Source organism: Paenibacillus phyllosphaerae, assembly GCF_014192105.1.
GTDB classification, from domain to species: Bacteria; Bacillota; Bacilli; order Paenibacillales; family Paenibacillaceae; genus Paenibacillus_Z; species Paenibacillus_Z phyllosphaerae.
Genome location: NZ_JACHXK010000002.1, coordinates 225,104 through 249,994, shown reverse-complemented (window position 1 = coordinate 249,994; position 24,891 = coordinate 225,104). Strand labels below are relative to the sequence as shown.

Annotated in this window: 22 protein-coding genes; 8 read left to right on the top strand and 14 right to left on the bottom strand. The window is 55.5% G+C overall.

Translation table 11 applies throughout. The features are described 5' to 3' along the window. Nucleotides 1-127: 127 nt before the first annotated feature. The 10 genes from FHS18_RS05135 to FHS18_RS05090 all read right to left on the bottom strand — a co-directional run bounded on the left by FHS18_RS05135 (nt 128) and on the right by FHS18_RS05090 (nt 7,592). The gene (locus FHS18_RS05135) at nt 128-1,093 is read right to left on the bottom strand and encodes a PhoH family protein (protein ID WP_183597684.1); all 966 of its coding nucleotides are present in this window, start codon (nt 1,091-1,093) and stop codon (nt 128-130) included. A gap of 6 nt (nt 1,094-1,099) precedes the next feature. Continuing rightward, entirely contained in the window at nt 1,100-2,293 is a 1,194-nt protein-coding gene (yqfD, locus tag FHS18_RS05130) for a sporulation protein YqfD (protein WP_183597682.1), read from the bottom strand. Between the two features lie 37 nt (nt 2,294-2,330). Next, nucleotides 2,331-2,609, bottom strand: coding sequence for a sporulation protein YqfC (yqfC, locus tag FHS18_RS05125; protein WP_183597680.1), 279 nt, complete (start codon nt 2,607-2,609; stop codon nt 2,331-2,333). A gap of 171 nt (nt 2,610-2,780) precedes the next feature. After that, the gene (locus tag FHS18_RS05120) at nt 2,781-3,272 is read right to left on the bottom strand and encodes a hypothetical protein (protein WP_183597679.1); all 492 of its coding nucleotides are present in this window, start codon (nt 3,270-3,272) and stop codon (nt 2,781-2,783) included. A gap of 51 nt (nt 3,273-3,323) precedes the next feature. Beyond that, on the bottom strand, nt 3,324-4,313 hold the full coding sequence (gene floA, locus FHS18_RS05115; protein WP_183597677.1) for a flotillin-like protein FloA: 990 nt from the start codon (nt 4,311-4,313) through the stop codon (nt 3,324-3,326). 27 nt (nt 4,314-4,340) lie between these two features. Continuing rightward, a complete protein-coding gene (locus FHS18_RS05110; protein WP_183597676.1) occupies nt 4,341-5,717 on the bottom strand; it encodes an NfeD family protein in 1,377 nt (458 codons plus the stop codon). Between the two features lie 119 nt (nt 5,718-5,836). Beyond that, nucleotides 5,837-6,280: a GatB/YqeY domain-containing protein gene (locus tag FHS18_RS05105; RefSeq protein ID WP_183597674.1), complete on the bottom strand. Its 444-nt coding sequence runs from the start codon at nt 6,278-6,280 to the stop codon at nt 5,837-5,839. A gap of 15 nt (nt 6,281-6,295) precedes the next feature. Next, nucleotides 6,296-6,469 (bottom strand): 30S ribosomal protein S21, encoded by a 174-nt coding sequence (rpsU, locus tag FHS18_RS05100; protein WP_005547957.1) that lies wholly within the window; start codon nt 6,467-6,469, stop codon nt 6,296-6,298. A 125-nt stretch (nt 6,470-6,594) separates the two neighbouring features. After that, nucleotides 6,595-6,936, bottom strand: a complete 342-nt coding sequence (locus tag FHS18_RS05095; protein ID WP_183597672.1) for a histidine triad nucleotide-binding protein — start codon at nt 6,934-6,936, stop codon at nt 6,595-6,597. Between the two features lie 170 nt (nt 6,937-7,106). Then, nucleotides 7,107-7,592, bottom strand: a complete 486-nt coding sequence (locus FHS18_RS05090) for a hypothetical protein (RefSeq protein WP_246427469.1) — start codon at nt 7,590-7,592, stop codon at nt 7,107-7,109. 371 nt (nt 7,593-7,963) lie between these two features. Here FHS18_RS05090 and FHS18_RS05085 point away from each other — a divergent pair, with 371 nt between their 5' ends. Continuing rightward, nucleotides 7,964-8,455, top strand: a complete 492-nt coding sequence (locus FHS18_RS05085) for a C40 family peptidase (RefSeq protein WP_183597670.1) — start codon at nt 7,964-7,966, stop codon at nt 8,453-8,455. 151 nt (nt 8,456-8,606) lie between these two features. On the opposite strand, the gene yicI is transcribed toward FHS18_RS05085, so the two are convergent. Beyond that, nucleotides 8,607-10,928 carry an alpha-xylosidase gene (yicI, locus tag FHS18_RS05080; protein ID WP_183597668.1) on the bottom strand — a complete coding sequence of 774 codons (2,322 nt, stop codon included), beginning with the start codon at nt 10,926-10,928 and terminating at the stop codon, nt 8,607-8,609. Between the two features lie 110 nt (nt 10,929-11,038). Between yicI and FHS18_RS05075 the strand changes: the two genes are divergently transcribed. The 7 genes from FHS18_RS05075 to FHS18_RS05045 all read left to right on the top strand — a co-directional run bounded on the left by FHS18_RS05075 (nt 11,039) and on the right by FHS18_RS05045 (nt 19,337). Next, nucleotides 11,039-11,926, top strand: coding sequence for a helix-turn-helix transcriptional regulator (locus FHS18_RS05075; RefSeq protein ID WP_183597666.1), 888 nt, complete (start codon nt 11,039-11,041; stop codon nt 11,924-11,926). Between the two features lie 188 nt (nt 11,927-12,114). Further along, entirely contained in the window at nt 12,115-13,587 is a 1,473-nt protein-coding gene (locus tag FHS18_RS05070) for a PTS mannitol transporter subunit IIBC (protein ID WP_183597664.1), read from the top strand. Between the two features lie 83 nt (nt 13,588-13,670). After that, a complete protein-coding gene (locus tag FHS18_RS05065; RefSeq protein ID WP_183597662.1) occupies nt 13,671-15,740 on the top strand; it encodes a BglG family transcription antiterminator in 2,070 nt (689 codons plus the stop codon). After that, on the top strand, nt 15,737-16,171 hold the full coding sequence (locus FHS18_RS05060) for a PTS mannitol transporter subunit IIA (RefSeq protein ID WP_183597659.1): 435 nt from the start codon (nt 15,737-15,739) through the stop codon (nt 16,169-16,171). The genes FHS18_RS05065 and FHS18_RS05060 overlap by 4 nt, the downstream gene beginning before the upstream one ends. Next, nucleotides 16,172-17,326 carry a mannitol-1-phosphate 5-dehydrogenase gene (locus FHS18_RS05055; protein ID WP_183597657.1) on the top strand — a complete coding sequence of 385 codons (1,155 nt, stop codon included), beginning with the start codon at nt 16,172-16,174 and terminating at the stop codon, nt 17,324-17,326. It abuts the gene before it with no gap. 23 nt (nt 17,327-17,349) lie between these two features. Beyond that, nucleotides 17,350-19,083: a phosphoenolpyruvate--protein phosphotransferase gene (gene ptsP, locus FHS18_RS05050; RefSeq protein WP_183597655.1), complete on the top strand. Its 1,734-nt coding sequence runs from the start codon at nt 17,350-17,352 to the stop codon at nt 19,081-19,083. Next, nucleotides 19,077-19,337 (top strand): HPr family phosphocarrier protein, encoded by a 261-nt coding sequence (locus FHS18_RS05045; RefSeq protein ID WP_183597653.1) that lies wholly within the window; start codon nt 19,077-19,079, stop codon nt 19,335-19,337. Before ptsP ends, FHS18_RS05045 begins: the two co-directional genes overlap by 7 nt. A 115-nt stretch (nt 19,338-19,452) precedes the next feature. Here the strand turns inward: FHS18_RS05045 and FHS18_RS05040 are convergent, their stop codons facing one another. From FHS18_RS05040 to FHS18_RS05030, 3 genes are all read right to left on the bottom strand, one after another. Continuing rightward, entirely contained in the window at nt 19,453-20,076 is a 624-nt protein-coding gene (locus tag FHS18_RS05040) for a hypothetical protein (protein WP_183597652.1), read from the bottom strand. A gap of 122 nt (nt 20,077-20,198) precedes the next feature. Then, nucleotides 20,199-23,681: an AAA family ATPase gene (locus FHS18_RS05035; protein WP_183597650.1), complete on the bottom strand. Its 3,483-nt coding sequence runs from the start codon at nt 23,679-23,681 to the stop codon at nt 20,199-20,201. After that, a complete protein-coding gene (locus FHS18_RS05030; RefSeq protein ID WP_183597648.1) occupies nt 23,678-24,883 on the bottom strand; it encodes an exonuclease SbcCD subunit D in 1,206 nt (401 codons plus the stop codon). The genes FHS18_RS05035 and FHS18_RS05030 overlap by 4 nt, the downstream gene beginning before the upstream one ends. Nucleotides 24,884-24,891: the final 8 nt, after the last annotated feature.

Genomic DNA, 24,891 nt, shown 5'->3' with positions numbered 1-24,891 from the left:
GAGGGGCCCCATAGAGGCCCCTTATCCCTTTATTTATACCGCGGTAAGTTTACTCATGAACCCGAAGGGATCCGCGCGGCAACTATAAAATTCGTGCGAGACGCGAGGTCTATGTACCGCGTACGGCCTATTCTTCCGCGTCTTCGTTGTAAGCCATAATAATCTTTTGGACGAGCGAATGGCGGACGACGTCCTGCTCGGAGAAATAAATGAAGCCAATTTCGTCGATGTTGTTAAGAATGCGCGTCGCTTCATTCAACCCGGATTTCTTGCCGCGAGGCAAGTCGATCTGCGTAACGTCACCGGTGACTACCATCTTAGAGCCGAAGCCAAGACGGGTCAAGAACATCTTCATCTGCTCCGGGGTCGTGTTCTGGGCCTCATCCAAAATAATAAACGAATCATCCAATGTACGGCCGCGCATATAGGCTAGCGGCGCAACCTCGATCAGCCCACGTTCGAAAGCCTTCGCTGTCTGGTCCGGACCGAGCACATCATGGAGCGCGTCGTACAGCGGCCTTAAGTAAGGATCGACCTTCTCTTGCAGATCGCCTGGGAGGAAGCCGAGATTCTCGCCCGCTTCAACCGCTGGGCGCGTCAGCATAATCCGTTTGACGGAACCTTCCTTCAGTGCGGCGACGGCCAATACGACGGCCAGATACGTCTTGCCCGTACCTGCGGGACCGACTCCGAAGACGATGTCTTTTTTCTTAATGGTCTTCACGTAGTGGCGCTGCCCGATCGTCTTGACACGAATCGGTTTGCCTCGGAAAGTCGTCGTGATCTCGGCCTTGAACAGATCCAGCAGCTGGTCTGCCTGCAGCGTCCTTGCAAGCTCAAGCGCATACACAATATCCCGTTCCGAAGGCGTGTATCCGCCTCTGAACAACTGCTGCAGCACGGTGTACAGTTGTTCCAGCTGATCGACTTCAGCTGACGGTCCAGTAATGGAAATCTCCGCTTCGCGGGACATGATATCCGCGCTGACTTGCTCTTGGACAACTCTCAAAAACTTGTCCTGCGGGCCGAAAAGTGCAAGCCCCTCCGCTGCATTGGCAAGCGGAATCTTCACTACCTTCGTCTCATTCTGCAAAAATACTCATTCTCCTTGCATCTGAACTAACGGCTGCTCCGCCACGATGGACTGTTCGACTTCAAAAAGCACTTTCATATAAACTTTACCATTCTCCGTCTTTTCATGCAAAATGTTTTCCGATTTGACAACCGCATCGGCTCCTGATTTCGACAGAATATCGGCTTTGGCTTGCGTGATTCCGGTGCTCTTGGCTTCCGCCAAAGTGACGGGCACCTTGTCGATGCGCACCTCCCGGATCGTCTCTTTCATACGTCCGAACGGCAGCTCCCATGTCCGCCATGCCGCCTGCTCGACATGCTGGATCGTCTCGTAGAATTGATACGGCACCTTGCCGAAGCCGCTTACCTTCAATGCCCGTCCGAATGCAATCCCGTACCACCGGGTCTTCGTCTCGCCTGTATAGACTTGTACCTTCCGAATCAACGGGGAAGTGATATTGTATTCATGCCACACGAGCCCTCTTACTTCCCCTTGCGCTGGCACGTTCTTCGTATTATTCTCATCGCCGAGAATGCCGGATATCAGGATGTCGCCTTTCTTGACCTTCTCGTTGCGTTTGACGACCGGACGGCCTGTCTCCGCCTGAATATCGGTTATGACCGCATCGGCGGAAGCGATAATGTGCCTCGGATCGACCGGAGGCGTCGTATCCGGCGTCTTCGTCTCCACGACCTGAATCGTAATCTTCGTTCCCCGCTTCTCCACGCCTACCCATGCGGCGCCGGGCAGATCGCGTGTCATCGACTTCTGCAGATCGCTGATTTCCGGCAGCTTGAACGACCATTGGAACGGGTACAGCCCCTCCTGCTTGGCCACTTCAAGGATATGCTCCTCGGAGATTTTGTCATTGCCCTTTACCTCAATCGTCCAGATCAAAGAAGAGAGCAAGAACATGCCGATGAAAAACAAGACAAGCCCTACGCCAAAAAAAATGCGTTTCTCCGCCCGCTTCAGCCAGAAGGGCATCCCTTTGCGCGTCGTGACATGCATGCGGCATCCGGTCTCCTTCAGCAACGGACGGAGTCTGAAGAAATCCCCGACCGTCACATTGCATACAAGCTCCCCCCCGCTTGTCCGGCTAATGGACCACAATTGTAGTCCGCTCGCCAGCGCGCGGTTGACGAGTGTTTCGAGCTGATTTCCGCGAAGCCGAACCGTTACGATTCCGCGCACCCATTGCAACCACGAGGCATTCATCTCTTCTCCTCCTTTGACCTGTTCTTATTGCCGAGGGCTATTCATGAACGGCGATATGCTTGATTTGACCCTCTATGAATACTTCTTCGGTCCAGATCGTACGAATGACCAATCCGTCCCCTGTAACTTCAAGCTCGCCTTTGCTGAGCGCAAGCCGTAATTTATCGCTTGAGAAATGAAGCACACCGCGATGGTTCTCGATATACAATTGGCGGTCTCCGATCATTGTCACCCGGGGCAGGTCGAATACGACGTCCTGTGGCAAATCCAGCAGATCGGCGGCCATTTTGCGGAGTTTGCGGTTAAAGCGGCCCATAGTTGGCTCATTGCCCCCTTCCCGTACTGTACCAACCTATGCGCTCAGAGGCGGTTTCATGACGCTTTTGGCCCAAAACAAAAAGAACGCCTTCTTAGGACCTTAAGAGGCGCTGTAAGCGCCCAAAGGCCAAGAAGACGTTCATCTATTCACAGGAATGCCGCAGCCGAATCAGCGGCGTATAGGGCGCTTAGAGCGCGGCGGACCGAGTACTTCGGCCATGATGATCGCTTTGCGCAATTCATCGCGTTCCGGCATGCGGAAGGCAGGCTCTTCGACCTTCGGCTCAGTTGACGATGAAGCTGGCGCGGCTCCTCTCTTAATTCGGGACGAAGATCCGTCGTAAGAAGATGCGCTTCCCGATTGGAAAGGCGAAGGCCGCCGCTCGTGCCTGGCGCCGTATTCGGAAGCCATGGCTGAGTTTTCTCCCGGCACCTGATCCCAAGTTTGCGGGCGATTCATTCCATCGGAATGATCTTCCATTGCTTCATCAGACCGATCATGATGCCTCGTCGAATCGGATCCAGGATTTCCCCCGAAGCTCGGCATTCTTACGGGGGACCTGCCGGACTTGCGGGCCTTGGACAACAGCGAAAGGAGAAAACCTGCAGCAATAACGACTACATAAATATTCTCAAGCAGCAGTTGAATGAGCTGGTTCAAGCGTTACTCACCTCCTACGGTGATTGAACCGTCTATTTCGTCCATAGAAATCTAGTGTTCATCTTTATCGGATGAAGATGCGTCCGGTTTCCCGATGGAATTGCGCATCTGGGTATCCGCTTCTAAATTCTTCAGGTTCATGTAATCCATCACGCCGATCTTGCCCGTACGAAGGGCATCCGCCATTGCCAGCGGTACTTGCGATTCCGACTCAACGACGCGCGCTCTCATCTCGACGACGCGAGCCTTCATCTCTTGCTCCTGCGCGACGGCCATTGCACGGCGCTCTTCCGCTTTCGCTTGGGCAATCCGTTTGTCCGCTTCGGCTTGCTCGGTCTGCAAGTGCGCCCCGATGTTCTTGCCTACGTCCACGTCCGCGATATCGATGGATAGAATCTCGAAGGCCGTGCCCGCGTCGAGCCCTTTGCCAAGTACGGTACGTGAGATCAAATCCGGATTCTCCAAAACGTCTTTGTGCGAGTTGGAGGAGCCGACCGTCGTGACGATACCTTCGCCGACGCGGGCGATGATCGTTTCTTCTCCGGCGCCGCCGACGAGGCGTTCAATGTTCGCGCGAACCGTTACGCGCGCTTTAACTTTTACTTCGATGCCGTCCTTCGCGACTGCAGCAACGATCGGCGTCTCGATGACGCGCGGATTAACGCTCATCTGAACGGCCTGAAGCACGTCTCGTCCGGCCAGGTCGATCGCAGCCGCACGCTCGAAGACCAGCTCGATATTCGCGCGCTGCGCAGCGATAAGCGCGTTGACAACTCGGTCTACGTTACCGCCTGCCAGGAAGTGGCTTTCCAGCTGATTGATCGTTAAGCCAAGTCCCGCCTTCGTTGCCTTGATCAACGGATTGACGATCCGGCTTGGAATGACGCGGCGCAGCCGCATCGCGACGAGCGTGATGATCGAGATCCGCACGCCCGAAGCGAGCGCCGAGATCCAGAGCATGATCGGGAAGAAACTCAAGAACACCGATAGAACAATGATCGCGATTACCGCGATGATGATAATACTTACGATTGGATCCAAATGTACCGCCTCCTAGATGTATTCAATTTACAGCAGATTCGACTTCGTATCTGTCGCCACGACGACACGCGTCCCTTCCACCTTCAGCACAACAATACGCGACCCTGCCGGAATAAATTCGCCCGAAGTGACGACATCTACCCGGCTGCCGTCAATAACCACCGTTCCCGATGGACGAAGCGGCGTGAGCGTCTCGCCTGTGCGCCCGATCAGCTCCACCCGATTGATATTCGAGACATACCCTTCCTCGGTCGTCAGCTTATCGCTTAGTATGAAGCGATTCCACACCCCTCGATGCTTGAACCGTTTCGCGATCAGGACCACAATAACCGTTGCCGCCACAAGCGCAACCGCCAAAGACAGTAGTGCGGTCTCCACATCGGCCGAGGCCATCAACACGCCGGCTACGATTGCAGCTGAACCGAGAATGCCCAATATGCCGAAGCTTGGCACGAACACCTCGCTGATCAGCAGCGCAACGCCGATGACGAACAGCACGACATCCTCCATCCCGGCGAATCCGGCTACGTAATGTCCGAAGAAATAAAGGGCAAACGCCAATGTCCCGATGATCCCCGGGAAGCCGAAGCCAGGTACGAACAGCTCGATCGCGACTCCCGCGATCCCGATAATGAGCAGTAAGGTCATCAGGAGCGGCGATGTGAGGAATTCGGCAAGGCGTTCGGCGCCTGTTGGCTCTACCTCCACGATCGTTCTCTGCTCCCACTGATTGTGCTGCAGCACTTCCTCTAGCGTTGCAGCTGTGTATTCCGCATAACCGACTTTAATCGCTTCACTTGCCGTGAGCGTCAGAATATCGCCTTTTTTCTTTGTCTTGCCGATTTCGTCTAGCGTAAGCTGCATGCCAGGGTCGACCATCGCAGCCGCGATATCCGGATTGCGTCCGTTTTGACGGGCTGCCTCCATCATCACACTCGTCCAGAACGATACCGTCTTCGGATTGTCGATCAGATCGCCTGAACCATCGACCACCGCAGCTGCCCCGATCGTACTGCCTGGCTGCATGACAAGCGACTTGGCATTCAGCGCGATATAAGTTCCTGCCGATACGGCCTTGCCTTGCACGAATGCGGTCGTCGGCACCTTGCTCGTTCGTACGAGATGCCCGATTGCTTCCGCACTGTCCACGCGTCCGCCGAATGTGTTCAGGATAAGGATCACCTGGTCGGCTCGCGCTTCCTCCGCCTCCTTATACGCCCGTTCCAGGAACGACTCCAGCCCTGTCTCTACGGTCTGCTCCGCCTTGACGACATATACTGCCGGTCCCGCCGATGAAGCGCTCTCAGCGGCGGCTGCGCCCGTCAGCGCCAGCATGCAGCTGATAAGCATCAACAGGAACATCGGCAGCCATCGTGCTGGCGGCCTTATTGTACGTTGAACCATACCGTCCCCCCTTGACTGATGTGTGACACTATACGTTAAATGTGTCAATTTCGTTTCATTTTAGTCCATAAGACGAAAAAACACTCCCCTTGCGGGGAGTGTTTGGCGTTCAGCCTATGTTATTGCAGAAATTGCTGCACAAGCGAGTTTACTAGTTTACCGTCTGCAAGCCCTTTGACTTTCGGCATCAGGGCGGTCATGACTTTCCCCATTTCGGCTTTCGAAGAAGCACCGGTTTCCTGGATGGTCTGTTGAACAATCACTTTGATTTCTTCTTCGGTGAGCTGCGTGGGCAGGTATGCACTAATAATTTCAATTTCTGCTGCGAGGTCTTTGGCAAGATCATCGCGGCCGGCTTTCTCAAATTCTTGGAGGGAATCTTTACGTTGTTTGACCTCACGGCTTAGAATGTCAAGCACTTCGGCATCTTCAAGAGGACGCTTAAGCTCGATCTCCTGATTCTTAATGGATGCACGCACCATACGAATCGTTGTCAGCTTAAATTTCTCTTGAGCCTTCATAGCTTGTTTCATATCGTCGTTCAGTCGTTCGCTAAGGTTCATTGTGGAAGGATCCTCCTAAAACTTTCTCTTACGCGCAGCCTCGGACTTTTTCTTGCGCTTTACACTAGGCTTCTCATAATGCTTGCGTTTCTTTACCTCTGCCAATACGCCATCTTTAGCGATGGAACGTTTGAAGCGGCGAAGTGCAGCATCAATTGTCTCGTTTTTGCGAACTTTAGTTTCAGACACCAGTTTTCCCTCCCTCCGAAACAGACCGTCCAAGAAGAACATACACGGTTTATCAAACTACATTATAGGCTATAGCAGAAGCCTATGTCAACTTGGACTTCTATATTGTTATGTGATTCGTCACATTATCCAATAAGCGGGCCAAGCGGCTTCCCACCGAGCAAATGAATATGCAGATGATAAACAAGCTGTCCGCTGTCGGGATTACAGTTGTTTACTAGGCGATAGCCCGATTCATCGACACCAAGTTCCTTGGCAATTTGCCTGCCGGCAGCGAAAATCTCCGCCATCAATGCATCATCTTCCTCCGTGACGTCGTTCATCGTCGGAATATGCTTCTTCGGAATAATGAGCACGTGTACGGGAGCGGCCGGTTGGATATCGTTAAACGCAACGATTCGATCATTCTCGAACACTTTGGTGGAAGGAATGCTGCCTTCGACTATTTTGCAAAATATACAATCCATCTTATACGCCCCCTCTCCGTAGCCCAGCACCGAATCCGCCAATGCGCAAGCGATGGCCTTCTTTTGACTACTCCTTACATAATAGCGAAAAATGGGTGGCTCGTCCAATCTGTAAATTCCGGCAGCCACGAGGGGCTGCCGGCACAGCATGTTTCTCCGCTAACGGGCCATTAATAATAGGGCAGCAGCGAAAGGCCAAGCAGAGCGGTGAGCGGGAAAATCTGGCGGAAGAACCGGCGGCGCGGATAATACGGATACGGGTAGAGCGGCGGATACGGGTAGCCCGGAGGATAAGGCAGGAAAGCCCGCGGATCCATTCCGATGCTGTTATGCGGTACGGCGATGCATACGACTTCTTCGTCAATATGCTCGACGAAGCCGTCGACGCACCAGCCGTCTTTCGTGTGGACAAGCACGTAGCGATGCATATGTTCTTTGCAGAACTTCTTCATCTCGTGTTTCTCCATCGTCACCACAGGCGCCGAGATCGGCAGCTGCATGATCGGCATTGCCGGCACTGGTGCCGATGTCATTTGCGGCATCTCCATCGTAATTGGCGCTGTAGGCGCCTTGCCAGCCGGTGCTGTCATAACCGGACCAGTCGGCGTTTTCGCTGGCGCGGTTGTCATCGGTGATACGGAACCTGCATTTTCCATATTCGTTTACGTCCCTCCCAGGTCGATTGCGTTGCTATAGTCTCATGATATTCGCCTGTAGGCGAGAGGCTACTGAACAGGGAGAAAATGGGCATTGGCGGAAACTCCAAGAGCCCAGTATATAGACAAGATCCCTTATGTCCATAGAGCTTGGCCAAATTATTAAACCTTCTTTAGATTCAATGAATCTATTATGAGAGAATTCTCACGGAAATCTCATAAAGGGCTCAGAATCGAAGCCAGCCTTTGGTTTGCGCCGTTTATGGAAAAATCAGTCATATTTTTTGGTGCTATACTGGGAATCACAACACCAAAGATTAACAAGACCGAAGATGAACAAAGATTAACAAAACGGAGGGACAACAAGAACAATGCCTAACACTCATGGAACTTGGAAACTTCTGAAACTGGTTCATATAGCTCTGCTGACCGCAGCAGGTTTTGTCTTCATCTCGATCGCGGCACCCGGCCATTCCAAGGCCGCTACGGAAGAATCGCTCGCGTTAATCGACTTTGGCAAGGAATATATCGGAACCCCTTATCAATTCGGCGTCAAAAGCGGCATCACAAGTGCATTCGACTGCTCGTCCTTCATTCAATACGTATTCAAGGATAGCGGCATCGCGCTCCCCCGCTCCTCTGCCGCACAAGCCAAGGTCGGCACCAAGGTCGATAAAGGCTCATTAAGCGTAGGCGATCTCGTGTTCTTCAAGACGAACGGCAAGAGCATCAGCCACGTCGGCATCTATGCAGGCAACAACAAAATGCTCCATAGCTCCAGCAGCAAGGGCGTAACGATCAGCAGTCTGAACACCAGCTATTGGACGAAGAACTATGTCACGGCTCGCCGCGTCAAAATCTAATCCCATACATAGCTTATATACGAAATAGAACAACTAGCGCCGCCTGTTAAGGCGGCGCTAGTTTCATGCCAAGATCATAAAATATACACAAATAAGGGTGCCGCTTCCGCTAGATCGGAAGCGAGCACCCTTCTTCTATTGTTCAGCGCTCTTACAGCGTAATGACGATGCGTTGAGAGCCTTCGGAAGCGGTCAGCAGGACGCCCTGCTCGTTCGCCGTGACGGTTGCGCCTTCCACTGCAGCTACCGAAGAGATGCCGCGCAGCTGCACGGACCAAGTCTTGGAGGCTCCTTCTGCCGTTACGATAATCGTGCCGCCAGTACGTTCGGCTTTGGCCTCGTAGACCAGTTCCCCGCCAAGTGTATAGACCGGCGCAGTCGCAGTAGCGCCATCCGCAAGCTCGAACAACTGGAACGTAATGCCGTCTTGATAGTCATAGTCCGGCTTCTGGTCGTTCGCGCCAACAGCCAGCAGCGTATTAGGCGCGACAAGCAGAGGCAGGCTCATGTAGTCATGGTTCTCCGTATGCCATTTGCCGCCTTCAATCGCTCCGCCGGTGAAGAAATTCGTCCAGCGGCCCTCAGGCGCATAGTATTGAACGCGGCCGTCAGGGCGGAAGATCGGCGCGACGAGCAGCTTATCGCCGAGCATATATTGCAGATCGAGCGAGTGCGTAGTCGGATCTTCCGGATACTCGAGCACCATGGCACGCATGACCGGAAGCCCTTTCTGGGACGCTTCTACCGCTTTGTCGAACAGGTAAGGCATCAGGCGGCTCTTCAGCTTCGTGAAATGGCGCAACACGTCTACCGCCTCTTCGTCGAACAGCCAAGGCACCCGGTACGATTCGTTGCCGTGCAGGCGGCTGTGCGAGGACAGCAGGCCGAACGCTACCCAACGCTTGTAGATATCCGGCGGAGCCGTGCTCTCGAAGCCGCTGATGTCATGACTCCAGAACCCGAAGCCCGACAGGCCCAGGGACAGGCCGCCGCGGACCGTTTCTGCCATCGACTCGTACGTCGCCGAGCAGTCGCCGCCCCAGTGAACCGGATATTGCTGGCCGCCGGCCGTAGCGGAACGCGCGAACAGCATCGCTTCGTTCTTGCCAAGCTTCTCTTCGAGCACTTCGAAGACCGCTTTGTTGTACAGTTGCGTGTAGAAGTTGTGCATTTTGACCGGATCGGAGCCATCGAAGTAGACGACATCCGTCGGGATGCGCTCGCCGAAGTCGGTCTTGAAGCAATCGACGCCCATATCGACCAGGCGGCGCAGATGATCTTGGTACCAACGGACCGCATGCGGGTTCGTGAAGTCGACCAGACCCATGCCGGCCTGCCACATATCCCACTGCCATACGTCGCCGTTCGGACGCTTGACGAGGTATCCCTTTTCCTTGCCTTCCTTGAACAGCGGCGACTTCTGCGCAATGTAGGAGTTGATCCATACGCAGATTTTGAGCCCGCGGTCCTTCAGGCGCTTCAGCATGCCGACCGGATCCGGGAATACGGCTGGATCCCACTCGAAGTCGCACCACTGGTACTCTTTCATCCAGAAACAGTCGAAGTGGAAGACATGCAGCGGCAAATCGCGGTCTGCCATCCCTTGAATGAAGCTGTTCACGGTCGCTTCATCGTAATCAGTCGTGAAGGAAGTCGTCAGCCACAGGCCGAACGACCAAGCTGGCGGAAGCGCAGGCTTGCCGGTCAGCGCCGTGTAGTTCGCGAGCACATCCTTAAGCGTCTCGCCGCCGACGATAAAGTACTCGAGCGTCTCGCCCGGTACGCTGAATTGCACCTTGGATACGTTCTCGGACGCGATCTCGAAGGAGACGCGCTCCGGGTGGTTAACGAATACGCCGTAGCCTTCGCTCGACAGATAGAAAGGTACGTTCTTATACGCTTGCTCGCTGCTCGTGCCGCCATCCTCGTTCCAGATGTCGACCACTTGGCCGTTCTTCACGAACGGCGTGAAACGCTCGCCAAGACCGTAGATCCGCTCGCTGACGCCGAGGTCAAGCTGCTCGCGGAAGAACGCTTCTTTCTCCTGCGTTCTTAAGTATGCCGTGCGTTTGCTTCTCGATCCCGTCGCGTATTTACCGTAGTTCGTGAACGCAAGATTCCATGGCCCTTGCTTGTCCACCTTAACGCTTAGGCCGCCGCTCGTGAGCGTGATCGCCGCCTCTTCGTCCTTCACTTCCGGGCTAAATCCATGCTCGGGGAAAATATCGAAATGAGGCCCCTTCGCCTGTTCGCCGGCATGGTGCGTCCAGCGTACGCGTATGATATCTTTCCTTGGGGAGCTTAAGTCAACGTGAAGCAGCGGCGCGTTGAGCGTATCGCCTTTTATGCGAACGTTTTTGCAAGCGGCATCGATGGAGATCGACTGCCCTTCCACCTGCAAATCGCGAATTTCGACCGGGTTGTGCATCGTAATGCCTTCTTTGGTCATCCAGTAACCGTCGGTAAATTTCAAGTCGAATCCCTCCGTTTCTTATACTATAATAATATTGACCTTTGGATTGAAATTCTTTATAGATTTTGCTCAATAATATCAATATTTTGACCTTGTAAGGAGTGTCACCTATGAATAAAGCGACGCTGAAGGAAGCCCGCATCCACGGCAACGCGCGTTATCCGATCAGTATCTATCCGATCGTCTGCCCGCCTGACGAACCGCTGCTCGATCTGCATTGGCACGACGAAATGGAGCTGCTCCTAGTTACTGCCGGCCAAGCCGTCTTCCGGGTCGATGCCACAGACTACGAGGTAGCCGCAGGGGAAGCGATCTTCGTCGCTTCGGGCGATCTCCATTCCGGATCCGTCCTCGGAAGCGAGCCTTGCTCCTTCATCGCCGTCGTGTTCCATCCGGAGCTGCTCGGCAGCGGTGCGATCGATTTGACCTTGGAGCATTACATACAGCCGATCGTGCAGAAGAAGCGAATAGCGCCGGTCCATCTGACGCATGCCGTGCCCCATGCCGCGGAGCTGCTTACGCTCCTCGAAACGTTAATTGAGCTTAATGTCCAGAAGCCGCCGGTTTACGAACTGACGACAAGAGGAATGCTGCTGCTCATCATGGCCAAGCTCTACATGCTCACTGAAGGCCCTGCTCCTGCCCAGAGACAGCGAAGCACGGACGATTACCGGATCGAGCGATTGAAGTCGGTGCTGCATTACATGCATGAGCACTTCAGCGAGCCGATCAAGCTAAGCCAACTCGCCGGCCTCGTATCCATGAGCGAAGCTTATTTTTGCCGATTCTTCAAAGAAATAACGGCTAAGAGCCCAATGGAATATTTGAACCAATACCGGATGCAGCAAGCCGCCATCCTGCTTCGCGAGACCGATAAGAAAATGATGGAAGTGGCGCTTGACGTCGGGTTTAACAATTTGAGCTACTTTATTGAGGTATTTAAGGAACATTACGGGAATACGCCTGCCGCCTACAGGCGCAAAGGGCCAGTGGACTAAAGCTGCGAAAGCTTCGGTTTCGCTGGCCTTTTTCATGGCGTCCGCCCGACAAAAATGTTGGCAACAGCGTTCATGACGAAACCTCCTTTTCCTTTGATTGATGCGTAAAAGCGTTTCCAGTACGATTACGTCATCACCTAATGCCACACGATAAGGATACGGGGACATAGAACAAGGAGGATTACCTGATGAATGAAGTGTCCGCACAATCACGTAAAGAAGGACTTCGCGTTGGAGTGCAAAAGTTTGGGCGTTTCTTAAGCGGAATGGTAATGCCGAATATCGGCGCATTCATCGCTTGGGGTCTTATTACAGCCCTCTTCATCCCGACCGGCTGGATCCCGAACGAGGAGCTCGCTAAACTCGTCGATCCGATGATTAAGTATTTGCTGCCGCTCTTGATCGGTTACACCGGCGGTACGATGATTCACGGCACGCGAGGCGGCGTCATCGGCGCCGTAACGACAATGGGCGTTATTATCGGCTCGGAAATTCCGATGTTCCTGGGCGCCATGATCGTCGGTCCTGCGGCAGCCTGGGTACTGAAGAAGTTCGATAAGTCGGTCGAAGGCAAGATCAAATCCGGCTTCGAAATGCTCGTCAACAACTTCTCGTCCGGTATTATCGGCGGTATTCTCGCTATTATCGCCTTCAAAGCAATCGGGCCTGTCGTACAGGCGATCAGCAAAGGGCTTGCGCACGGGGTCGACTTCCTGATCGACAATCACCTGCTGCCGCTGGCGAACATTCTGATCGAGCCGGGCAAAATATTGTTCCTGAACAATGCGATCAACCATGGGGTACTTAGCCCGATCGCCCTGGATCAAGCGGCCAAGACCGGTCAATCCATCATCTTCATGCTCGAATCGAACCCAGGCCCTGGTCTTGGCATTCTGCTGGCGTACTGCTTCTTCGGCCGCGGTTCGGCGAAGCAATCGGCTCCAGGGGCCGCGATCATCCATTTCTTCGGCGGTATTCACGAAATTTACTTCCCGTACATTCTTATGAACCCGCGTCTGCTGCTCGCTGCGATCGCAGGCGGCGTCGCAGGTACGGCAACCTTCTCCCTGTTTGACGCAGGCCTGGTTGCGGCACCATCGCCGGGCAGTATCTTCGCTTACATTGCCATGGCGCCTAAAGGCGGCTATCTCGGCATGTTCGCCGGCGTCCTTGTAGCGGCTGTCGTATCGTTCCTCGTCGCTGCCCTGCTTCTGAAGACGACACGCAAGACGGAGTCCGAAGAAGACGAATTGGAACAAGCATCCGCGAAAATGAAGCAGATGAAAAATGCCGGCAACGCAGCTGCATCCCCAACAGCGGCAGCTACGGCAGTCAACGTAGAGATTAACGCTGCTCCGGAAACTGCTACCGGCCAAAAGACGAAAGCAGAAGTTCGCAAAATCGTCTTCTCTTGCGACGCCGGCATGGGCTCCAGCGCAATGGGAGCATCGATCCTGCGCAAGAAAATGACGACCGCCGGTCTTCCGGTGACGGTCACCAACACGGCGATCAGCGATATTCCGGCAGACGCCGACATCGTCATCACGCATAAGACATTGACGGATCGCGCTAAATCAAAGGCTCCATCCGCTGAGCATATCTCGATCGACAACTTCTTGAAGAGTCCGGAGTACGACGAGCTTGTGAAACGTCTTAGCTAACATTCATGTACTCGACGTAACGCTTTTGGCTGCGGCCAAAAGCGTTACGTCCATTTCATTTCGAGCCACGAGGGTGGTATGCGATGAAAGTATCAACCAGACAACGGCAAATCGTCGAGTTGCTGCTTAGCAGGGTCGACGGCATGACTGTCGCGGAGATTGCAGAGGAGATTAAAGTCAGTCCTCGCACCGTACATCGTGAGCTGCAAGAAACAGAAACCATCCTCGCCTCCGCCCAGATCAAGCTCGTGAAGAAATCCGGATCGGGCATTCAAGTGAAAGCCAATCCCGAAGAGATCGAGCTTTTTCGCAAAACGCTGGAGGCGATGTTCACAACGGGCTATTCCGCCGAGGACCGCAAAACGTATATCCTCTGCCGCTTAATCGAAGATACGGAACCGACCAAACTATTCACGCTGGCGCATGAGCTCCAAGTGGCGATTCCGACGATCAGCCATGACCTGGACGAAATCGAGCTTATGCTAGGCGAATCCGGTCTTACGCTGGAACGACGGCGCGGTTATGGCGTGGCATTGACGGGGCCTGAGAAAGATTTTCGGCGAGTGATTGTGAAGCTCGCTCAGATGCAGCTGGATGACGCGGATCTATTCGATCAGTCCGGTCAAGCGCCTGTTTCTATTGTGAAAGGACGGCTGCTCGAGCTTATCAACCGCTCGAACTTCCTTCTAGTCGAGAAGGCGCTATGGCGTCTGGAGGAGCTGTACCCGACCGTGCTGTCGGAGGAAAGCTACACGCAGCTGGTCATTCAGCTTGCCGTTGCGATTACCCGCATTCAGAATGGGCGACTTGTGGCAGGGACCACTCCGCTCGTCTCGTTGGATGATACGCTCGCGCAAGAGAAACTGCAGCTATTCTGCGGATATCTGGATATGCAGCTGCCGGAGCAGGAAATGGTTTATCTCTCCGGCCTGCTTCATCACTGGGATGTGCGTTTGCCAACCGAACTGCCGCTGCCCGCTCACTTGGAGTTGATGGATACGGTCATACGGCTCGTCCGTTATGTGGAAGAGAAGCTGTTCATGCCCCTGATCCGCGACCGCTCGCTTATTGAAGGACTGCTGCATCATCTGGAACCTGCGCTAGCACGAATCGCCAGCGGGCAAAAAATACGCAACCCTCTCCTGCCCCAGATCAAACGGGATTATAGCGATCTGTTCGAGACGGTCCGCCATGCGGCCTCCGAGGTCATTCAACTCTCGGTTCAGGAAGAGGAAATCGGCTTCCTCGTCATGCATTTTGGCGCTTCTCTGGAACGTGCAACGCTTGTCACCCGGCATGTTCGGGCCCTGCTCGTCTGTACGAGCGGAATCGGGTCTTCCCAGATGCTCGCCGTCCGGATCACGAAAGAGCTGCCGCAGATCGATCTGATCGGCCGGGTATCCTGGTTCGAAGCCTCTCGCATTGCGGAGGAAAAGTACGATTTGATTATATCGACGGTCGACTTGCCGATTGAACGCAGCCGTTATATCAAGCTCAGCCCGCTTCTTACCCAAGAAGAAACCGAGCGATTGCGGCAATTCATTCGGCACCTGCCTCATCATGAACCGGCAGCGCTGCAGCCTGCCGCCATGCTATCTCCACCCCCTCCTGAAGGGGCAACCACGCGTCTTGCTCTCATGCGGGATCAAGCGCAAGAGACGATCTCGCTGCTAGAGCGTTTTGACGTAACGATGTTAAGCCGTGCCGGGATTAACGGAATGGAATCGGTATTCGAACGCGTAACCGGGATCGCTTACGAGTGCGGCGCAATTCGCAACGCGAAGGCCGTTGCCCGATTGCTGCTCGAACGCGAACAGCATGGCAGCCAGCGCATTCCGGATACCGATCTGGCGCTGCTTCATACCCGGAGCGACGAGGTTATTTTTCCCTTACTGTTGTTGTTTAGACTGGAGGAGCCGCTTGCGCTCGGCAGCCAACCCGAAGATCAGGTCAGACATCTGCTGCTCATGCTTGCCCCCAAACAATTGAGTAAGCCGGGATTAGCTATCTTAAGCGAAATTAGCGCGATGCTGCTGTCGCCGGAGATGATGATGCACTTAAGAGAAAGTGACGCGGGCACGATACGTCACTACATAGCAACCGAATTGGAGAAGTTAATTAAAAACCACATTGGATTGGAGAGTTTAACATGAGCATACTGTCCGTAAACAAAGTGAAATTGAATGTACAGGTGAAAGACAAATATGAGGCGATCCGCATCGCCGGCAATCTGCTCGTCGAAGCTGACCATGTCCCAAGCGAATATGTCGACAAAATGATCGAGCGCGAAAACTCCCTCTCCACATACATGGGCGGCGGTCTGGCGATTCCCCACGGCACGAATGAAGCAAAAAGCCTGGTTCGTTCGACTGGCCTATCCGTTGTCGTGCTTCCGGAAGGCGTCGATTTCGGTGAAGGCGAACCCGCTCATCTCGTGATCGGCATTGCGGCCGTCGGCGATGACCATCTCGACCTGCTCACTAGCGTAGCGATGCTCGTATCGGACGAAGACAACATGGCTGACATCATCGGCGCCAAATCTGAGCAAGCCCTGATCGAGATTTTCGAAAAGGGGATGGAGTAAATGAAAGCCATCCACTTCGGGGCCGGCAATATCGGCCGCGGTTTTATCGGCTTGCTGCTGTCGCAGGCTGGTTATGAGCTCACGTTCGTCGATGTCAGCGACGTTCTCGTAGGGGCCATTCAAGCTAAAGGCAGCTATACCGTCGAGCTTGCGGATGGCAGCGGCCGAATGATCGAGGTCCATAACGTGAACGCCATCGACGGCAAGAACTCGGCGCTCGTCGCCGAAGCCATCGCTGGAGCCGACCTTGTTACAACGGCTGTAGGCGTCCATATTCTGAAGCATATCGCCGGTACCATCGCGCAAGGCATCGAGAAGCGACTTACCGCGTCCGTTACCGCCCCTCTTCATGTCATTGCATGCGAGAATGCCATCGGCGGCAGCACCCAGCTGAAGGAACTCGTATACGGCCATCTGCCTGCAGAGCTTCATGCCGTAGCCGACCGCAGCATCGCTTTCCCGGACGCCGCCGTGGACCGGATCGTTCCGCTTCAGCATCACGAAGATCCGCTTCACGTGACTGTCGAGCCTTTCTACGAATGGGTCGTTGACCGTTCCGCGACGCTGCCGGGCTTCCAAGAGATAGAAGGCGTGCACTACGTAGAAGGTCTCGAGCCTTTCATCGAACGGAAGCTGTTCACCGTCAACACCGGCCACTGCGTCGCGGCTTATCATGGTTACCTTCGCGGATGCTCGACGATTCAAGAGGCCATGGCACAAGAAGCGATCCGCGCGGAGGTTCGCGCTGCCTTGCAAGAGACCGGCGCCGTCCTTATTCATAAATACGATTTTGATTCCGCTCAGCATGACCAATATATCGAAAAAATTCTCGGACGCTTCACGAACCCTTACCTCAGCGATGAAGTCGAGCGCGTCGGCCGTTCGCCGATCCGGAAGCTGTCCCCGAGCGATCGCTTGGTCCGTCCGGCAATGCTTGCCGCCGAGTACGGCTTGAAGACCGAACATCTTGTTCAAGGAATGGCTGCAGCGCTGCATTTTGATTACGCAGACGATCCCGAGGCCGTTGAAATTCAATCGTCGCTGAAGGAGAGCGGTCTTAGCAGCACCATTACCCGCTATACGGGCCTTGCTGCCGACCATCCGCTCCACCAAGCGCTGGAAGCCGCATATAACCAGGTCAAGCAGCAAGCTTAACGCACGCATGGAGGTATGAATCAATGAGCCGACAATTAAAAGGTATCGCCGCGTCACCCGGGTATGCCATTGCCAAAGTAATCACGTTAAAAGGAGCTAGACCCGCTCCAACCCGCGTATCCGTGACGAATGCCGCAGAAGAACAGGAACGCTTCCGGCAGGCGGTTGAACGATCGAAGGTAGAGCTGGAAGCGATCCGTGCGATGACCGAACAGCGCCTCGGCGCGGATAAAGCGGAGATTTTCGAAGGGCATCTGATGCTGCTTGAAGATCCGGAGCTTATCGACGCCGCGATTGAGAAAATCGCCGACGAATTCATCAATGCCGAATATGCGTTGCATGAAGTAGCCGGAACTTTCATCGAAGTTCTGGAGTCGATGGACAATGAACTTCTGCGCGGGCGCGCGGCTGATATTCGCGATATCGCGGGCCGCGTCACGAGCCATCTGTTAGGCGAACCGCATCAGGATTTATCGCAAATTCACGACACGTGTATCATCATTGCCGAGGATCTGGCGCCATCGGATACCGCGCAGCTGAACTTAGATGCGGTGCAAGGCTTCGTTACGGCAATCGGCAGCCGCACCTCCCACTCCGCGATCATGGCGCGCTCGCTCGATGTCTCGGCGATCGTAGGCGTAGGCGCAGAAGTACTGAATATCCCGAGCGGCACGAACGTCATTATGGATGCGATTGAAGGACTTATTATTATTGATCCGACTTCGGAGCAACTACAAGCTTATGAATCGAAGAAGCAACAATATGAGTCGCGTAAAACGGAACTGGCGAAGCTCAAGGAAATGCCTACCATCGCTTCCGATGGCGCGCGCGTCGAGCTGGCAGCCAACATCGGCCAGACGGTCGATGTGGTCAAAGCCATCGAGAACGGCGCGGAGGGCATCGGCCTCTTCCGGACCGAGTTCCTCTATATGGGCCGGGACAGCTTCCCTTCCGAAGCCGAACAGACCGAGAGCTATAAATATGTGCTCGAGAGCATGAAAGGCAAACCGGTCGTCATCCGGACGATGGATATCGGCGGGGATAAGGAATTGCCTTACTTGGAACTTCCGAAAGAAAGCAATCCTTTCCTCGGTCTGCGTGCGCTGCGGTTCTGCCTGACTCGCGAAGACCTCTTCCGCACGCAGCTGCGCGCTTTGCTGCGGGCAAGCCGGTACGGCAACCTGAAAATCATGTTCCCGATGATTGCCGTCTTATCCGAACTGCGTGAAGCAAAACGATTGCTTGAAGAAGAACGCAGCAAGCTGGTGGCTGAAGGCGTCGAGATCGCGGAGAACATCGAAGTTGGCATGATGATCGAAGTGCCGGCGGCGGCGATCGCGGCCGACCTCTTCGCGAAGGAAGTCGATTTCTTCAGCATCGGCACCAATGACCTCATTCAATATACGATGGCAGCCGACCGGATGAACGACACCGTGTCTTATCTGTATCAGCCCTGCCACCCTGTCATCTTGCGGCTTGTGCGCATGGTTATCCGTGCCGCGGAAGCGGAAGGCAAGTGGGTCGGCATGTGCGGCGAGATGGCCGGCGACCCGAATGCGGTGCCGCTGCTGCTCGGCCTTGGCCTTCATGAGTTCAGCATGAGCGCAGGATCGATTCTTGCGACTCGCGAGCTGATCGGCCAACTGTCCCAAGCGGAATGGGCGAAGATTGCTGAAGAAGCCATCCTAATGCAAACCCAAGAAGAAGTGATTCAACATGTACAAGAGCATGTAAAAGGAGCGAAAACTGTATGTTAACTCAAAACTTTGTTATCACGAACCCTACCGGATTCCACGTCCGTCCGACCAAAACCTTCGTTCAGACCGCGAGCACATTCCCTTGCAAAGTGGATGTCCTCAGCAAAGGGAAGAAAGTAAACGGCAAAAGCTCGATCGCCATGCTGACTCTCGGCATCGCCCAACATGACGAAGTGACGCTTGAAATCGACGGCGAGCAAGAAGAACAGGCTATGGAAGCACTCGGCAAGCTGCTGACTGCCATTCACGAATAAGACGATCGGCAATTGTTAGGCGCGCCCTTCAAAGAGCGGAACGCGTGTTATATCGCACAACAAAAAACCTTGGTATCGATTATAGATACCAAGGTTTTTTGGCGTTTTGCCGGCATTATTTCGATCCGCCGAAGACCATCTGCTCCGGTTCGTTCATGATCGTCTGAAGCTCTGAGGCCATGGTGACCCAACGCTTATCCGCGCGAGCGGTCAATGCTTCCTCACGCGTGGCATCATCGGTATAAATAAAGCCGTCTGCTTTCTCCTTCAACTTCGTGTACGTCGACTTTAGCATAGCTAAGTACGCCTTCTCCTCTGCCGTAAGCGTTCCTTCGTGGTTGCCCAGGTCGACGAGCGATTGCTCGGCTTGCACGAGAAACTCGGACGCTGTGCGGCGTTCTGCTTGGAGCGGCGCGCCGTTCGACGTTTCGGCCTCCGCGAAGAACGTTTCGACCGCATTGAGGCTGTCAAAGGCGGAAGATACGCTGCTCTTGGCCTCCAGTCGGCTTGGAACATCGGAAGCAGTCTCGAGCGACTGTATCGTCGAGAGTACCTTATCGATATGCTGCTGCAGCTGGACGCCGGAATGGATGATCGTATGCCCGCGCCTTGCCCAATCATCCTGATTATTCAGCATCGTCTTCGTATAAAGAACAATATTGCCCGTTAAGCTGATGACGATAATCAGCAGCAGCGCCGGTACGAAATAGGAACGTTTCGGCTTGTCCTGTTCAGTCACAACGATTAACCCCCACAAGTAAACTTGCGCCGTCATCGATTGCTCGTATGCTTCGCTTACAGCCTAAGTTACCTGTTTCTGCCTAGGGATGCAACCGCTGACAAGGAAAGTTCACAAGATGGCTACATCGTCTCCAGCGCGACCAGACTGCCGCGGCCGGAAGGTTCCGCTGCGGTCACGATGAGCCTTCTAGGCAACCTCGCTCTAAGCTCCGGAACGTGCGAGATCACGCCAACCGATAATTTGTCATTCTGCAGCTTCTCCAGCGCAGTAATGACGGTATCGAGCAGCTCGGGATCCAGCGTGCCGAAACCCTCATCCAGGAAGAAGAACTGCAGCGGGTATTTGCCCCGAAGCTGGATTTGGCCGGATAGAGCCAATGCGAGCGCAAGCGAGGCCAGGAACGTCTCGCCGCCGCTAAGCGTCGATACCGGCCGGCGAATTCCGCCGCTCGCATCATCGCGGATGACGAACCCGCCGCCGGAGTCAACCTCGAGCGCATAACGGCGCTTCGTCAAGTACCCAAGCCGTTCGGAAGCCGCGCGGCATACCTGGACAAGCTGCTCCTCCGCCACGTATTCCACGAAGGCGTTGCCGCGGAATACGGTCTGCAGCGACTTCAATCTGCCGCATAGCGACTCCATCGCGGAGCGCTTCTGCTCCAGTGCCAGCCACCGTTCGCGCTTGCTCTGCAAGTCTTCCAGATCCCGCTGGGCCTTGGCTAGTTGCTGCAGCGTCTCTTCACCGGCAGCTCGCGCTTGAGCCAAATCAGCGATGCAAGCCTCCCAAGCCTCATCTGTTACCGACCGACCGTCCAACTGCTCTTGAAGCATAGCGATCTGCCCTGTCAGCTCTCGCTCGGTCTTGCGGTATTGCTCGATCTGGGAAGCGATCGTCGCCTGCTGCTTCAGCAGCGGCCGAAGCTGCTGCAGATCATCCGGTCCAGTGAACGGCGATTCCGTAAGCGCCGCTTCCCAGGCTGATCGGCATTCCTGACCGCGGTTCTTCGTCGACTTCTCGCCTTCCTGCGCGGCGCTCCGCTCCTCTGCGGCTTGCTGCAGCAGCCGTTGCGCCCGTACGCTTGCCTGTTTCAACGCCGTGAGCTTAGTGCGGAGCAGGGTGAGCTCCTGCTCGGAGGCCGCAATAAGAACGGCCGTCTGCACGCCGCCAGTAATCGCATGAAGCTGCTCACTCTTCTCCGCCAGCTGTTGGCGCTGCCCTTCCAGACGTGCGCCAAGCTCGACCATCGCAAGCCTCGCCTGCTGTTCGGATTGGCGGAGCGTCTCCCGTGCTTTCGTCTTGTCTTCGATGAAAGTGACGCTGACGTCCAGCTTGCCTCTGAGCTCCTCGGCTTGCTTCTCGCGTTGCTCATAAGCATCGATGTCCGCTTGCGCCTGTTCAGGGACGAACGGATTATGGAATTGCTCTAGCCATACGGTCGTCTCTTCTTCGAGCTGCTTGGCCAACTCGTTAGCTTTGGCAGCCGCGGCATCCCCGACCGCTTGCAAGGAACGTTGTTCTACCGCAATCGCGTCCGCTGCACGCCGTGCCTCAAGCACTTGGCTGCGAAGACGACTCCAGTTGTTCTCTTCTTGCGTCATGCTGTTCTCCAGCTTCACCAGCCACTCCCTTGCCTGGCGAATATAAGCCTCCAGCTCCGACAGCGGTACGGACGACCGTGGCTCGGAGGCAAGCCGAAGCTCAGCCGTTGCCGCAGCTTCCAGCATACCGTAAGATTGAGCAGCGTCTGCACTTGCTGACGCAGCCTGATCGCCGCTAACGGAATCAGCGGACAATAAAGACTCCTGCAGCCTTTCAAGCGCATGCTCCGTTTTCCCCCGTGCCGTCGCCAGCTTGAACTTAAGCTGCTGCCCGTGCTGGGAGAGGCGTTCCCATCCCGCGATCTCAAGCTCGAGTTCTGCGATCGCTCCCTTATGCTCATGATCGCCGGCGTTCGGACTTGGATGCGTGCAAGAGCCGCATACGAGGCATGGCTCGCCTGCCTTTAACCCTTCCGAGAGCTGAGCGGCCAGCTGCAGGCGCTGCTGCGCGAGGTATTCGCTCTTGACCCGCTCCATCCGTTCGGGCAGTTGATCAAGCAAAGCTTGAAGGACATCTTCCTGCTTGCTAAGCTGTTGTACGATCGGGTTCAAAGCATTCGCTGCCGCGCGCAGGGAAGCCATGCCGGTAGCGACGGCCGCTTGCGCAGCCATTTTCCTATCTTCGACTTGTTTGAGCGCGGCGCGTTGGCTACTCTCTTCCCGGCGGGCAGAGTCAAGCTGCCCTTGCACCGTTTGCAGCTGCATAAGCCGTTTGGCCATTAGACTTCGTGTATTACGTTCGTCCGCCGTAAGTTCGGTCTGCTTCAACTCCAGCTTGACTTCCTGCTGTCTCTGCTGAGCGCGGGCGAGCAGATCTTCCGCCTTCAACGCTTGCTCGGCATAATTCCGCTGTTGTTCGGCCGCCTGGTTATGACGCGCCGAGATATCTTGCTCGGCTGCCGCCAACGCTTGCGTCTCGGCTTCCAGTCGCTGAGCGCCGGCCAGCTGCTCCAGACGTTGGGCGAGACGCGGCTCGGCGGCCGCTGCCTCAAGCTCTGCCGAAGCTGCCTGCGCAGCTGCGGCCTGCTCAGAGGCTTCAGCCGCGACATAAGCTTGTTCGGCAGCCGCAAGACGCTGCCGAGCAGTTACGGAAGCTGCCTCGGCGGCTTGAAGCGCGTCGAGAAACGGAATGAGTTTCTCCGCTGCCGCAAGACGCTTCAGTTCCTCTTCCAACGCAGCCACTTGGGCCGAACTGGCCTGCAGGGCGTTCTGTTTGGCTTCCACCTTCCGAAGCTCGTCCTGACGCTGCCTGATCTGCAGCTGCTGCGCATGAAGCTGCTCAGCGGCAGTAAGCTTGGATCGAGCTTGCCCGGACAGCACGGACGCTTCCTGCTGGCGCTCCGAAGCCGCTTCGATCGCGCCATCTGAAGCATCGCCGAGACCCAGTTGCTCGGCAGCCGCTTCGTTAAGCGCCGCTTCTGCCACTTTCATTCGCTGAGACAGCTTCAGGGCCAGACCGTCGCCGAACCGCTCGAGACGGAATAACCGCTGCAACATCTGGCGACGGTCCTTGCCTGTCAGCGACAGAAACTCCGCGAACTTGCCTTGCGGAAGCACGACCGCGCGGGTAAAGTCTTGCATGCTAAGTCCAATATGCAGCTCGACCATACGCGTGACGTCCGCCAGTTTATCGGCATGCACGATCTCTCCATCGTCCGTCAACTCGATGAACCGACTGAGCGTATTACTGACAGAAACTTCGCCGCCCCGCTTGAACTGGCGTTCTACTCGGTAACGGCGCTGCTCTCCCCCGCCGGCGAGCTCGAAGGTGAACGCGACCGACAGCTGCTTCTCCGATTGGTTCATAATGCCTTGCGTTCCATTGGCCGCACGCTCGACTTTACCATACAGCGCAAGGGTCACCGCATCGAGAATGCTCGATTTGCCGCTCCCCGTATTGCCGAAGATGCCGAATACGCCCGCCTCGCATAGCCGCGCGAAATCGACCTCCTGCATTTCGCGGTAACTTTGCAGTCCGCTGAGTCTTAATAATATCGGCTTCATGCAGATTCGCCTCCTTCAGCAATCGCGCCTTGCGGATCCGAGTCGTCTTCTGCAATAAGCTCCAGGAACACTTGAATCGTCTCCGAATCCGGCTCCGCGCCGCCGGTCTGCTTGGCGAAGAAACGCCGGAACAGCTCCTCTGCAGGCAGCTGCTCGCGGCTGCGGCTATCCTCGGCCGAGGACGCCTCCATCTCGGGATAAATCGGCCGGATGTGGACCAAGCCTTCATGCTGCTTGCGCAGCTGCTGGATCTGGGTAATCGTCATCGCTTCATTCATCCAGATATCCAGATCGATCCAGGCGCGGAGGTCTCTGCCTTCGTCCAGCCAGCTATGCACTTCGGCCAGGCCGCCCTTCGCCTGCCACTTGACGAGCGGCCTGCCGCAGCTCAGCAGAATCTCTTGCGGCTGAATGATGGCACCTGGGCTCGCGTCGAATACGGTTACGGACTTGGCTTGTCCGGCTTCGGAGAAGCTGTACGCGAGCGGGGATCCGCTATAGCGCATCCGTTCATCGCCAGCAACGCGCTGAGGGCGATGAAGATGTCCGAGCGCCACGTACTGGGCGCCCGCTTGCAGCGCGCTTGGGTCTACGGTATATGCGCCGCCGACTTGTATCGGACGCTCGGAATCCGTCTCCAGTCCGCCAAGCACGTAGATATGGCTCATTGCCAGATTGACCGTGTCCGGTCTGTAATGGGAAGCCAGGCGCGTCATGAGACGGCCTACTCGCTCGGAATAGGCGCTTCGCAGCGCCGTCTCGTCCGTCTCCTCGCTCAGCAACTCGCGCAGCCGCGACTCCGATGGATATGGCAGCGCGGCGATTACCGCCCGCTCCCCCGTCCGGCTGACATCGACGAGAATCGGCTCGCCGGTCGGCATTCCTGCCAAATGAATCGCGCTCTTCGCCGCGAGCGGCGCCGAAGCCGATACTCGCTCCGGGTGATCGTGATTGCCTGCAATGACGGCCACCGTGCGTTTCCCGCCATCGGATATACGCGACAGCGCCTCATAGAAGAGCTGCTCCGCCGCGGCCGGCGGGTTGACCGAGTCATACACGTCCCCAGCCAGCAGCACCAGATCGATCGCTTCCTCCTGAACGAGCTTCGCCAGCTCGTCGACGAACGCCGCCTGTTCCTCCAAGCGGCTGCGGCCTTCGAGCGTTCGCCCGAAATGCCAATCCGCGGTATGCAATATACGCAATGTTTCTC